At 38.7% G+C, this 14,204-nt stretch carries 10 protein-coding genes; 4 read left to right on the forward strand and 6 right to left on the reverse strand.

Annotated features, from left to right (window positions below; all coding sequences use genetic code 11):
* The first annotated feature begins 34 nt into the window (after positions 1-34).
* From addB to ACR65M_RS06545, 4 genes are all read left to right on the forward strand, one after another.
* On the forward strand, positions 35-3,523 hold the full coding sequence (gene addB / locus ACR65M_RS06530; RefSeq protein WP_440272902.1) for a helicase-exonuclease AddAB subunit AddB: 3,489 nt from the start codon (positions 35-37) through the stop codon (positions 3,521-3,523).
* Positions 3,516-7,277 carry a helicase-exonuclease AddAB subunit AddA gene (addA, locus tag ACR65M_RS06535; protein ID WP_440272903.1) on the forward strand — a complete coding sequence of 1,254 codons (3,762 nt, stop codon included), beginning with the start codon at positions 3,516-3,518 and terminating at the stop codon, positions 7,275-7,277. Before addB ends, addA begins: the two co-directional genes overlap by 8 nt.
* A gap of 130 nt (positions 7,278-7,407) precedes the next feature.
* On the forward strand, positions 7,408-8,592 hold the full coding sequence (locus ACR65M_RS06540; RefSeq protein WP_440272904.1) for an exonuclease SbcCD subunit D: 1,185 nt from the start codon (positions 7,408-7,410) through the stop codon (positions 8,590-8,592).
* Positions 8,589-11,975: an AAA family ATPase gene (locus ACR65M_RS06545; RefSeq protein WP_121445473.1), complete on the forward strand. Its 3,387-nt coding sequence runs from the start codon at positions 8,589-8,591 to the stop codon at positions 11,973-11,975. Before ACR65M_RS06540 ends, ACR65M_RS06545 begins: the two co-directional genes overlap by 4 nt.
* Before the next feature lie 31 nt (positions 11,976-12,006).
* Here ACR65M_RS06545 and ACR65M_RS06550 read toward each other — a convergent pair whose 3' ends face one another.
* The 6 genes from ACR65M_RS06550 to ACR65M_RS06575 all read right to left on the reverse strand — a co-directional run bounded on the left by ACR65M_RS06550 (position 12,007) and on the right by ACR65M_RS06575 (position 14,170).
* Positions 12,007-12,225 carry a spore germination protein gene (locus ACR65M_RS06550; RefSeq protein ID WP_099362373.1) on the reverse strand — a complete coding sequence of 73 codons (219 nt, stop codon included), beginning with the start codon at positions 12,223-12,225 and terminating at the stop codon, positions 12,007-12,009.
* A 70-nt stretch (positions 12,226-12,295) separates the two neighbouring features.
* Entirely contained in the window at positions 12,296-12,679 is a 384-nt protein-coding gene (locus tag ACR65M_RS06555) for a spore germination protein GerPE (RefSeq protein ID WP_121445472.1), read from the reverse strand.
* A 5-nt stretch (positions 12,680-12,684) separates the two neighbouring features.
* Positions 12,685-12,864: a spore germination protein GerPD gene (locus ACR65M_RS06560; protein ID WP_099354282.1), complete on the reverse strand. Its 180-nt coding sequence runs from the start codon at positions 12,862-12,864 to the stop codon at positions 12,685-12,687.
* Positions 12,861-13,487 (reverse strand): spore germination protein GerPC, encoded by a 627-nt coding sequence (gene gerPC / locus ACR65M_RS06565; protein ID WP_165918096.1) that lies wholly within the window; start codon positions 13,485-13,487, stop codon positions 12,861-12,863. The genes ACR65M_RS06560 and gerPC overlap by 4 nt, the downstream gene beginning before the upstream one ends.
* A 228-nt stretch (positions 13,488-13,715) precedes the next feature.
* Positions 13,716-13,934, reverse strand: a complete 219-nt coding sequence (locus ACR65M_RS06570; protein WP_121445470.1) for a spore germination protein GerPB — start codon at positions 13,932-13,934, stop codon at positions 13,716-13,718.
* 14 nt (positions 13,935-13,948) lie between these two features.
* Positions 13,949-14,170, reverse strand: a complete 222-nt coding sequence (locus ACR65M_RS06575; RefSeq protein ID WP_440272905.1) for a spore germination protein — start codon at positions 14,168-14,170, stop codon at positions 13,949-13,951.
* Positions 14,171-14,204 lie beyond the last annotated feature (34 nt).

Consider the following 14,204-nt stretch of genomic DNA (forward strand, 5'->3'; position numbering starts at 1 on the left):
AAATATTTCTTCTCTCATTAGGAGGTTACTATAGATGTCTCTACAATTTATATTAGGACGTGCTGGTACAGGGAAAACAAACACATGTCTTGAAGAGATTCGATCAAAGCTTCTTGACGACCCAACAGGTTTTCCGATTGTGTATTTAGTTCCAGACCAAATGACGTTCCAATCAGAATATGATTTAATCAATACCCCTGGAATTGGCGGTATGATGAGAGCTCAAGTATTCAGTTTTACTCGTTTGGCATGGCGAGTTTTGCAAGAAACAGGGGGAATGAGCCGTTATCATGTGAATAATGTTGGAGTGAATATGCTGCTTCGTAAAATTATTGATTCCAAAAAACAGGACCTTAAGGTTTTCTCACGTGCTGCTGATAAAAATGGATTTATTACTCAAATGGAAGAAATGGTCGCGGAGTTTAAACGATATTGTGTCACTCCTGAAATTCTTGAGGAACAAAAACAAACAGTTGAACCTGATAACAAAGTACTTTCAGATAAATTACATGATCTTCAACTTTTATATGATGAATTAGAAAATCATCTATTTGAGAAATACGTAGATTCTGAAGATTATTTACGACTGTTAGCGGAAAAAATTCCGCAATCGACCTATATGAAGGAAGCTGAAATCTTAATTGATGGCTTTCATAGTTTTACCCCACAGGAGCTTGAAGTCTTAGGGCAGCTTATGAAAGTCTCAAAAAAAGTATCAATTGCTTTAACGATCGATAAGGCGTATGAAGTTCCGCCACATGATTTAAGTCTTTTCCGAATGACTGGAAAAACCTATCAATCTATTATTCAACTCGCTCAAGAAAATAGCATAAAGGTTGAGGAGCCGATTTTGTTAACAAGTCAATATCGATACTCCTCTGAACCTTCTTTAGCACACCTAGAAAGATATTTTGATGAAAGACCAACAATTCCATATCAAGGTAAGGCGTCAATCACACTAAACCAAGCGGTGAATCGACGTGCTGAAATTGAAGGGATCGCGCGTGAAATTCAAAAATTAGCAAGGGATAAAAATTATCGATATCGCGATATTGCAATTATGATTCGAAATGCGAGTGATTATCATGAAATTATCGAAACAATCTTTCAAGACTATCACATCCCATTTTTCATTGACCAAAAACGATCGATGTTAAATCATCCATTAATTGAATTGATCCGTTCAAGTCTTGAGGTCATAAATAGTAATTGGCGCTATGAGTCTGTATTTCGTTGTGTCAAAACAGATCTCTTATATCCTTTTGGGGAGGAAATCTCAACACTCAGAGAGGACATGGACAAGCTTGAAAACTACGTCCTTGAGTACGGGATTCAAGGCTATAAATGGACAGATGGTAAGCAATGGAAATACAAGCGCATAAGGGGATTAGAGGAATCGGATCTTCCGCAAACAGACAAAGAACGTGAATATGAGGAAAAACTAAATGACCTTCGTGATATGATTGCCAATCCATTGCTTTCTCTCGGGAAACGCCTCCAAAAGGCGAAGGACGGTAGAGGTATGTGTGAAGCACTTTTTCTCTATTTAGAGGATCTAGAAATCCCTGCAAAAATGGAAGAGTTAAAGTTGAACGCAGAACTTGCTGGACGACTTTCGGAAGCGAGAGAAAATGATCAGGTGTGGAATACGGTTTTAGAACTGCTGGACCAATATGTTGAAATCGTAGGTGACGAAAAAGTTTCCCTTACTACGTTTAGTAACATGATCGAAACTGGGTTGGAAAGCATGCGATTTGCACTGGTGCCCCCTGCGATCGACCAAGTCCTTGTCGCAAGCTTAGAACGATCTAGATTTTCAAACATTAAATGTACGTTTATTATCGGTGCAAATGATGGTGTCCTTCCTGCACGTCCAAATGAAGAAGGTGTATTTTCTGAATCTGACCGAGAAACATTAGGTGATGCTGGTTTACAATTAGCACCAGGAAGTCGAGAGACTCTTCTAGATGAAAATTTCATTATTTATTGTGCACTAACTAGTCCACAGGAAGCTTTGTATATTAGCTATCCTTTAGCTAACGAAGAAGGAAAGTCACTTCTTCCATCACCTATTATAAAACGGTTGAAGGATCTATTTCCAAATGCAGAAGAAAAGTTTTACATGAATGAACCTTCTGAGTTACCAGCTATAGAACAATTAGAATACATTGTAAATCCTGATGTTGCCTTATCTTCATTGGCAACTCAATTACAGGCTTGGAAAAAGCAGTATCCAATTCAAGATTTATGGTGGGATGTCTACAATTATTTTGCAAACCACGATGAAATGAAATATAAAAGTCAGCTTGTATTAAGTAGTTTATTTTATAAAAACCAACCGAATAAGCTATCAAAAGAAATAACGGATGCCTTATATGGTGACCATATTCAAGGGAGCGTTTCTCGAATGGAGGTGTTCCAAGGCTGTCCTTTCTCCCATTTTGCAAGTTATGGACTTCAGTTGAAGGAACGGAAGGTATTCCGCTTGGAATCTCCAGATATCGGTGATTTATTCCATGCGGCTTTAAAGAATATAGCCGACTTTTTACGAAAGAATGGAATCGACTGGCGGGACTTAACAAAAGAGCAATGTGACAAGTTGGCCATAAAAGCAGTAGAAGAATTAGCTCCACGATTACAGAAAGAAATTTTATTGAGTTCAAACCGTTATCACTATATCATGCATAAATTACAAAAAATCATCAGTCGTGCATCAAAGATTTTAAGTGACCATGCGAAAGCAAGTGGCTTTGCTCCTGTAGGAATTGAGTTAGGCTTTGGTAAGAAGGGGCCGCTTCCACCAATCCGCTTTCAATTGGATAATGGTAGTACTATGGAGCTTATTGGCAGAATAGACCGCGTTGATAAAGCAGAAAGTTCAAACGGAGTGCTTTTACGAGTGATCGACTATAAATCTAGTCAAAAGGCACTTAACCTTTCAGAGGTTTATTATGGACTTGCTTTACAAATGTTAACGTATTTGGATGTAATCATTACCCATTCGAAAGATTGGATTGGCACTGCTGCTAAACCTGCAGGAGTTCTATATTTCCATATCCATGATCCATTAATTCATTCAAATAAAGTACTGTCTGAAGATAAAATTGAAGAGGAAATCTTTAAGAGATTTAAAATGAAAGGACTCTTATTAGGGGATGAGGAATCTGTTCGTTTAATGGACCAATCACTTGGGACAGGCTACTCCCAAATTGTCTCTGCAGCCATTAAGAAGGACGGTAGCTTCTATTCTAATTCACAAGTGGCAAGTGAAGAAGAAATGGGATATCTTCGCAACCATGTACGCGGAGTCTTTAAAAACACTGGAAACAGGATTACAGATGGTGAAATCGATATTGCTCCATATAAGCTTAAGGATAAAACACCTTGTACGTTCTGTTCGTTTAAATCTGTTTGTCAGTTTGACCAAAGCTTAGAGGAAAATAATTACCGAGTACTCCCAAATGAAAGTAAAGACGTTATCCTCGAGGAAATTCGGAATGGAGGTGTGAAAATTCATGACTAATCTCATACCAAAACCAGAAGGAAGTCAATGGACCGATGATCAGTGGAAAGCGATTGTCTCAAGTGGTCAAGATATTTTAGTCGCAGCTGCAGCGGGTTCCGGTAAAACAGCAGTTCTTGTTGAGCGGATTATCAGAAAGATATTATCGAAGGAACATCCGGTCGATGTTGACCGTTTACTTGTTGTGACTTTTACAAATGCATCTGCGGCTGAAATGAGAAATCGAATTGGAGAAGCACTAGAAAAATCATTAAAGGAAGATCCTGCCTCCTTACATGTTAGACGCCAACTTAGCTTACTAAATCGTGCTTCAATTTCAACGATTCACTCTTTCTGTTTGGAAGTCATTCGGAAGTTTTACTATTTAATTGACATTGACCCTGGATTTCGAATAGCAGATTCAACTGAGGCAGAGTTGATGCGAGATGAGGTAATGGAGGAATTTTTTGAAGAGCATTACAGCAAACTGGAAAACACGAAATTCTTTGACTTAGTTGATCGCTTTACGAATGACCGCACTGATGTTGAATTGCAAAATATGATTCGAAAACTATATGAATTTTCACGAGCACATCCTACTCCTAATGAGTGGCTCAAGCAAATTGTGGAGGAGTACCGAGTAGACGACCAAAGTTTAGATCAAACTCCGTATATTCCATATTTGTTAGCAGATATTTCCCTTCAACTTGAGGGGGCAAAAGCTAATTTAGTACAAGCAATGGACTTAATCCGAATGCCTGGGGGTCCTGCTCCTAGGGCAGAAAATATTGAAGCAGACCTTGAACAAATTTTTCGCCTCTTACATGCGAAGGACCACTCATGGACGGCACTTTATCATGAAATGCAGACTCTTGTGTTTGGCAGAGCGAAGCCGGTTAAGGGTGATGAGTATGACGAAAATCTAAAGGACCAGGTAACAAAGCTTAGAGATGATGCGAAAAAGCAGGTTGAAAAAATAAAGGAAGATTTGTTCAACCGACCTCCAGAAAGCTATTTAGATAATATCAAAGAAATGCTGCCTTCGATTGAAATGCTTGTTGAACTTGTAATTGAATTCGGTGACAGATTTCAAAAGGTAAAAGAAGAAAAGGGACTAGTTGACTTTTCTGATTTAGAGCATTATTGTCTTGAAATTTTACGAAAAGATGGAACTGCATCAGACGAGTTAGTGCCTTCCGAAGCAGCGCTTGAATACCGTCTCCAATTTGAAGAGGCTTTTGTGGATGAATATCAAGATACCAATATGGTGCAGGAGTCCATTTTAAAACTAGTTACAAAAGACGGAGAAGCAACTGGAAATATGTTTATGGTTGGGGATGTGAAGCAGTCAATTTACCGCTTCCGACTTGCAGAACCCATGTTGTTCTTAAGTAAATATAAAAGATTTACCCAATTAGGGGAAAATACTGGATTAAGAATCGATTTATCGAAAAACTTCCGCAGCCGTGCTGAGGTCTTGGACGGAACGAATTATCTGTTCAAACAAATCATGGGTGAAGCCGTTGGTGAAATAGAATATGACGATGATGCTGAGCTAAAGCTAGGCGCTGATTATCCAGAAAGTAATCATATGGCTGCTGAACTTTTGTTAATTGATAAGAATGGCCAAGAAGTAGCAAGTTATGAGCAGGAAGAAAACGAAGAAGATGAAGAGCCAATGATTCTCTTTGACGAAGCAGAGCTTGAAACAGCACAGCTTGAAGCTCGCACGATGGCGAAGCAAATTAAGGACATGATTTCTTCTGGGTTCCAAATATATGACCGTAAAGAAAATCGCATGAGGAGCATAACATATCGCGATATTGTCATCTTGATGCGTTCAATGCCATGGGCTCCTCAAATTATGGAGGAATTCAAACAACAAGGCATTCCGATTTATGCAGATCTTTCAACCGGCTATTTTGATGCGACAGAAGTCAGCGTGATGATGTCCTTATTGAAAGTGATTGATAATCCGTACCAGGATATTCCACTCGCATCTGTTTTACGTTCACCAATTGTTGGGCTAGAAGCAGATGAGCTTGCCAAAATTCGAACGTATGAAAAAAACAGCCCTTACTATGAGGCGTTGAAAGTATTTCTAAAGGAAGTATCCTCTGATGATGCAACACACGGGAAAGTCTCCGATTTTTATCATAAATTAGATAGTTGGCGTACAAGAGCAAGAACAGGTTCATTATCTGAATTGATTTGGCAATTGTACCGAGAAACGTACTTTTATGATTTTGTAGGGGGCATGCCTGGAGGAAAGCAACGTCAAGCAAACCTTCGTGCACTTTATGACCGTGCTCGTCAATATGAAGCGACATCCTTTAGAGGATTATTTCGTTTCTTGCGATTTATTGAACGCATGCAGGATCGTGGTGATGATTTGGGTACCGCAAGAGCCCTCGGGGAACAAGAGGACGTTGTCCGCCTTATGACCATTCATAAAAGTAAGGGACTAGAGTTCCCGGTTGTGTTTGTTGGTGGACTTTCAAAGCAATTTAATATGATGGATTTAAATAAAAAATATTTATTAGATAAAGAGCTTGGATTTGGAACGAAATATGTAAATCCAGCGCTTCGGATTAGTTATCCAACTCTACCTATGCTTGCGATTAAGAAGAAAATGCATCTAGAGCTGATTTCAGAAGAAATGCGGGTGCTTTATGTTGCCCTTACGAGAGCAAAGGAGAAGCTGTATCTTGTTGGTACGGTGAAGGATTTAGAAAAGCAAATTGGTAGATGGCAGGCTACACTTCAAAACAAAGAATGGTTAATTGCAGACCATCTAAGAGCAGGTGCTAAATCCTATTTAGATTGGATAGGACACGGTTTAATTCGACATAAGGATGCCGTGCTGTTACGAGGGGAAGAAACAGTCGACCAGCTCCCAATCGACATCGTAAATCATCCAGCAAAATGGGTGATTCGAACAATTCCTTCTGTAGAGCTACAAAAAATTGAGGTTGGGGAAGAAAGTAAGCAAGAACAAATAGAAACTGCAATGAAAGATGGAAAGCCAATTCCAGTTAGTAGTGAACTTTTAGAAAGAATTGAACATCAATTAACTTGGAGTTATCCATTTAAATCTGCGGCAAATAAGCGTTCCAAACAATCTGTTTCAGAAATCAAAAGACAAAGAGAGAGCATGGATGAACAAAGTGATACACTCTTTCTTCCGAAGTTCCGCTCGAGCTCTGCAGATCGACCAAGGTTCATGCAGCAAAAATCATTAACACCTGCAGAACGTGGTACAGCGATGCACATGGTTATGCAGCATATTAGCCTTGTTGAATCAATAAATGAAGAATCAATTTCTGAGCAGATTCAAAAAATGGTTCATCATGAATTAGTAACGCAGGAACAAGCTGATGTTATTGATGTAACAAGTATTCTGGGATTTTTTAAATCGGATCTTGCAAAGAGGATGCTTGCAGCTGAAAATGTAAGACGAGAAGTTCCATTTAGTGTAGCTATACCTGCAAAAGAAGCCTATGCGGACTGGTCTGATGAACAACAAGAAAATGTCCTCATCCAAGGGGTCATTGACTGTATTTTTGAAGATGACAAAGGTATTGTTCTGATTGATTATAAAACGGACACGATAACTGGTAAATTCAAAAACTTAGAAGATGCAAAATCTGAGCTCGAAGACCGTTATCGTGTACAGCTTGAATTATATAGTAAGGCTATTGAGCATATTTGGAGAAAACCACTCACAGAAAAGTATCTTTACTTTTTCGATGGTGGCCATTTGTTAGAAGTCTAAGAATAGAAGTACTGCTCTTATTTAAGGGCAGTACTTTTTATGTCAATTTCCAATTAACACTACCATTCCAAGGCAACCTCCTATGTTAAAATAATAGTACTGGATTACGGATTAGAAAGGGGACTTTCAAATGAGAATTCTTCACACCGCAGATTGGCATTTAGGTCGATCACTTGAGGGAAGAAGTAGATTAGAAGAACAAGCGCAATTCTTGGATGAGCTTGTAAAAATTGTCGAGGAAGAAAAAATCGATGTTGTGCTAATGGCTGGAGATGCCTTCGATACAGTGAATCCACCAGCTGCAGCTGAAAGCTTATTCTATGAAAGTATTTCTCGTTTATCAGATGGGGGAAAGAGACCCGTATCAATTATTGCGGGCAACCATGATAACCCTGACCGCTTGTCAGCAGCCTCTCCACTTGCACACGGTCAAGGTATACAATTACTGGGTTTGCCAACGATGGATGTCCAAACCATCTATGTACCTACTACAAATGAAACTCTTAAACTAGCAGCATTACCATACCCTTCTGAGTCACGTTTGGCTGAAGTTTTATCTGAATCTCATGAAGAATTAATGCTTCGCGATAAATATGATCAACGAATTCAAGGTATGTTCGAGGAAATGAGTAAAGCTTTCAAACCTGAAACGATTAATTTTGCCATGAGTCATATTTATGTGACAGGTGGCAGTAGTACTGATTCTGAGCGACCAATTGAAGTGGGAGGAGCGTACACAGTTGCAGCCACGAGCCTTCCAGAGGCAGCTCAATATGTTGCATTAGGGCATTTGCATCGTCCGCAAATGGTATCAAGAGCAAAAACGATGGCGAGATATTCAGGCTCACCATTAGCTTATAGTTTCTCAGAAGCTGGTTATGCAAAGTCGGTTACAATTTTAGATGCAAAACCTGGTCAGCCAGTCGAAATGTCTGAGGTGTTTTTATCAAGTGGAAAACCACTTGTAAGATGGAAGGCAAAAGAAGGTCTTGCTCAAGTATATACTTGGCTTGATGAAGGCAAGGACGCAAATGCTTGGATTGACTTAGAAATACATGTAACAAATGCGTTATCAATCGAAGAGATTCATAGATTGCGTAAGTATCATAGTGGCTTGATTCATATTCGGCCTGTTTTTGAAGAACTTGAAAAAGAGAAACTGGAACGGACTGTAAGTACAAATACCCCAATTGATGAACTTTTTGCACGTTTTTATGAAAAACAGACTGGTGGGGCTAAGCCAGAGCCTGAACTTACCCGGTTGTTTTTAGAGCTCATAACCGAAGACGCAGATGAGGAAGGTGATGAAGCATGAAACCAATCACACTCACAGTAGCAGGGCTTCATAGCTTTCGAGAGAAACAAACTGTTGATTTTGGCTCCCTTTGTGAAGGAGGAGTTTTTGGGATATTTGGTCCGACAGGAAGTGGAAAATCCTCAATCCTTGATGCTATGACACTTGCCTTGTATGGAAAGGTTGAACGCGCATCGAATAATACCCATGGCATTCTTAATCATGCAGAAAATCAGCTTCATGTTTCTTTTGTATTTGAACTTGAAAATGCCAAAGGAACAAAGCGTTATATGATTGAACGTAGCTTTAAACGACAGGATGCCTTAAAGGTCAAATCCTCAGTGAGTCGGATTATTGAAGTAGGTGAGGAATCTGTTGTACTGGCTGATAAAATTGGTGAGGTAAATCAGTGCGTACAGGATTTATTAGGCTTGACGATTGATGACTTTACAAGAGCAGTCGTATTACCACAAGGAAAGTTCGCTGAGTTTTTATCACTGAAGGGTGTAGACCGTAGACAAATGCTTCAACGTCTATTCAATCTTGAACAATATGGGGACAAGCTAAATAAAAAGTTAAAGAATAAGCTAACGACAGCAAAAAACGAGTTGAACGAAGTAATAGCCGAGCAGGCTGGTCTAGGGGATGCTTCAACAGAAGCAATTAAAGCTGCGGAACAAGAGCTAAAAGAAACAGAGGTCCTTCTTACTAAACGTCAAAACGAAGTAAATAAGATAGATGCTGATTTTGAAAAAAGTAAAAATATTTGGCAATGGCAGCTTGAAAAGAGCGTTCTATCACAAAAATTAGTTGCAATGGATCAAGAGAGACCGCAAATTCTTCAGCTTGAAGAAAAACGGAAGAATGCAGAAACAGCTGCTCTTATCCTGCCATATCTTGAGGAATACGAAACGGCGAAGGATGCTTTAGAAAAAGCAACTGTTCGTTATCAATCCCTACAAAGTCAGTTAACGGCAAAAAAAGAGGAAAATGAAATCAAAGCAAATGAGTATCATCTGGCACGTCAAGAGAAGACTGAAAAACTACCGTATTATCTAACCAAGAAACAAAGACTTTCAGATGCAATCATTGTTCAGGAAAGAGCTATTAGTCTTGAAAAGGAAGTGAAAGAACTTCAACAACAAGTGAACAATCTTCAATCACTTGTACGTGAAAAGAAAAATCAGATTGAAGCGATCACAGCATCCATTACATCTGACTCAGATATGCAAAAAGAACGGAGAGAAAAGCTGTCTCAGTTAACTGTTTCAGCAGATGTTCGTGAGGAGCTTCAAAAAGCGAATCAAATAAAACAATCCATTATGTTCTCCACTGAAAACCTTAAGGACCAACAGACGGAAATGGAAAAGAATCGCGTACAGCTTGATCAATCGAAAGAAAAGCTACACTCTCAAAATGAGTCACTTGCCCAGGCTAAACACAAGATGGAAACCATCTTTATAAAAAATGCATCAACATATGAAACGGTTTGTGAACGGGATAGAGAATGCGAGAAGGTTATCGGAATTGCGGAGGTAAAATTATCTAGGCTCAAGCAAGAATTAGAGGATAGCCGTAGAAAAAATCTTGCCATCAGGCTTGCAAGCCAGCTTCAATCTGGGCAACCATGTCCAGTTTGCGGATCTACCCATCACCCAAATCCAGTTGTTCATGAGGATCATGGAGATTCCTTAGAAACACAAATAGAAAAATTGACAAATGAGATAGCATCAGCACGTAGTGTGAAACAAGAGTTTTCTACATTAAAGATTAAACTTGAACAAATTTCTGGGGGGCTTGTACAAGAGTATCCAGGTGAAATGACCATCCCTCCAAAATCCAATACAGAGGTAAACGATCAGGAATTGGGGGATTTAACCGAAAAACTTCAATTTCTAATTGTCGAACAAAAATCTTTACATCAGGATTACTTAAAGATTCAAGAAGCAGGAAGAAAAGTGATCCAAGAAATCCGAGCGGTCTTGCAAAAAGTAAGTCAGCTAGAACAGACAATATCAATTAACACGAAGTCCTATATTGAACTGGAAGTGCGCGTTGCGAGTTTACAACAAAAAATGAAGGAACAGTTCATGAATTGGAAGCAAACCTTTCCTCAGCTTGATTTCGAAACAATTGAAGCGAAGCTTGGAGTAATATCGAAAAATGATAAGTTGGCACAAAGTCTTTCTGTTGAAATCGAAAATGCAACAAAATTATTAGAACGAAAAGAACAAGAAAAGAAGAAATATCAGGATGACTGTCATACCATTGAACGCCAAATTGTTGAAATCAATTCAACCTTAAAGGGTAAACTTGAGGCATTAACAGAGGCGCATGAAAAGCTCTCAAAAGAAGTTGGAGACAACAACATCAAGCAGCTAGTAGCTGAAGCTGAGCAAATAGTAAAAAAGCTTGAAGAAACCGAGAGTAACGCGTATGAATCTTGGCAGATGGTCCAATCACAATGTCAAAAACTAGAAAACGAAACCCATGCAGCCTTGCAGGCTGTACAAGATGGTAAGGTTCGAAGTGAAAAAGCAACAGCAAAATGGAATGATGTGCTTGAGACTACAAGCTTTAATTCAATATCTGATGTGAAGGAATCGCTTCTTTCCAAACATGTGCGATCAGAACTGCAAAAACAAATTGACTTGTTCTGGGATCGTTTCAAGCAAATCCAAACTGAATTGCAAAAAGTAAATGATTTACTAAATGGTGAAGAACTAACAAAAGAAAAATGGGAAGAAATCCAAATAATACGTACCGAAATGAGAGAGATGCTAAATCAAGCAGTAGAAGCAAAAGGAGCTGCATTAAAGGCTCTCCAAGTTCTTTTAGATAAACAGGAGCGTTTCAACGAGCTTGATGACAGACGAATTGAATTAGATAAATTAGTAGAGCAATATAATAAGCTACAATCCGTATTCAAAGGCAATAGTTTCGTAGAATATATTGCCGAAGAACAATTAGTCCAAGTAAGTCATGATGCTACAGATCGACTTGGTATTTTAACAAGGCAGCGTTATGCTGTTGAAGTGGATTCGCAGGGTGGATTTATTATGAGGGATGATGCAAATGGCGGTGTTAGACGACCTGTGACAACACTTTCCGGAGGGGAAACGTTCTTAACATCATTGGCGTTGGCACTATCACTATCTGCTCAAATCCAACTAAGGGGAGAATATCCATTACAATTCTTCTTCCTAGACGAAGGCTTCGGAACACTGGATGCAGATTTACTGGATACAGTTGTATCCGCACTTGAAAAACTTCACTCAAAACAATTAGCGGTAGGCGTCATTAGCCACGTTCAGGAATTAAGGGCAAGATTGCCAAAACGTCTAATTGTCGAACCTGCTGAGCCTTCTGGCAGAGGAACGCTTGTCAAATTAGAAACTTTGTAGAATTAGGAAAAAGGCCAGAAACGGCCTTTTTCTATGCATTCTTTTTAATAAGTTGATCTGCAAAATCTTCATCGTTTGTATTGGTAGCATTCAAACCATTATTTGTACAGATAAAGTCACCAGTATTAAACGAGCCTGAGCCTGAATATGTCTTACCTGTGCTCTTTGGTGAAACATAGAAGGAGTCCCCGAAATTCACAACTCCGCCACCAACACTATTTATTTTGATTGGTCCTACTATTGAGGGCATATCGCGTCATCCTTTTAAGTGTACAATTTAATTTATCATACTATTACTTTATGAAAAACTGGGTATTTCGTTACCTGTTCGTCTTTGATTTGTCATCAAGGAGCTTTCGAATATGCTTTACCTTTGATTCAGTGTGAATCGTTTCCGTTGAACCTATTTGCATTACGGCAGCCGACGAAACTCCAGTTACCTTTATGGAATTTACCTTAATAACTGGGTTCTGATTAAATATCTCCATATTAACGGATTCAGTCACTTTTACTATCGGAAGTTTCCTTGAAAAAATAGGATATTGTGAAAAATCCCCTTCATTTGTAAAAAAGAGTGGAACCTCTCTTTGTACCGCAAGAGCCTGAGAAACAGGGGTGATTTTTTTGGAATCTCCAATTTCTAAAATACTACTAAAAGATACAGAATTAACGTAGATAAGATCAACAACGGATATTCGCTGCATGAATATCAACCTTGTGGTGCTAATGGAACGTATGGTCCAATAATCAGTGATTCCGGTGGAGTATCAAACGCAGATGCCATTGATATTGTTTTAGCGTCCCCGATAATAAAAACAGATGAAGTGGAGACACCAACGATTTCAATATTCCCAACATGGATTTCTTTATTTACAACAGTAAAGTTCATGTATCTTGACCTTCTTTCAAATTATCTGGAAGATTATTCAAATAAGCTGTGATTGAGTTTTGAATATCCAATTTTATTCTTTCAACAATGGCTGTATATACCTCATGTATTCGAGTAGGATCTTGGAGTTCAGTCTGCTTTTGTTCTAAATAAAAAATAATCCGCTCATTTATTTGCTTTCGAATATCTTCCACAACAAACTGGACATGCTCCACAGGGATTGAAGTCCTTTGTTGGTTTAACTTACTTTGGATATAAACCGAGCAATCATTATTTAAGTATTCATCAATTTCATCTTCAATTTCATTAATAAAATCTTTATGGGTATGTCGGACGTCAGGTATATTCATCTTACTCTGTGAAACTGCAAAATCTTCAATTTGTTCTCCGTTCATAGGGTTTAATCCGATATTTAATGTACCTTCCAACGTTTCAACCTTAAGTTGATCAAATTTATATTCAATTTTTTCTATCTGCGTTGTTGGCCTATTCTTGATTTCTTTAAGATCTCCCTGGATGAGCTGCAGTGTCTCTTCTAATTGTGCGATTCGTTGATTCTGTTGTTGAATATAGTAATGAAGGCTTCGGATATAAGAGTTGATGTCATAAGGATACGTGTACAACGGCATTCACCCTTTCTATCAAATACGCCTTGGCGTATTTGCGCCCGATTTTTTGGCCCACAGGAAGTGGCGTTATTAGTCTTTAATCTTACTACTCGAAAAAATCCTTTGAAAAATCGTGGCATCCGCCTGAGGCTTTTGCTTTATTATCAGAAGTAGTTAACTTCTGATAATAAAGTTAAACAATGATAGTCTATAATATGCATGAACATTACCATGGGTGAATGCCTATGAAGAAGTTGGCCCGACAAGTGGAACAGCTGGCTCTGTACCTGTTGAAGTTTGAGATCCGATTTCTGGAGCAGGCTCCGTAAATTGACCTGTATTATAAAGGTTAGACGAAGGCTTGATTAGCCCAGCACTTCCAATTTGTAAAACGGATGAATTACTAACGCTCTCCACACGTAAAGAATGAATACAAATACTTTGGTTAATATAAAAATTCATCTCCTCATCCCTCCTTAGGCATTACCAACAATGACATTGTCAATATTATCTGTATCGTAAGTGTTCGTAACACTCTGATTATTATAGACACGAAGACCATCCCCTGTATTAAATGAGCCAGCGCCTGCAAAAGTCTTGGCTGTGCTGGTAGGGGAGATTTGAAAGACATCACCAATATTGAAAACACTGCTATTTCCAACACTATTTACTTTTACAGATCCTACGATTGCTGGCATACAAAAACACCCTTTTACAAAACGAATTTGAAGA

Source organism: Ferdinandcohnia sp. SAFN-114 (assembly GCF_059415045.1).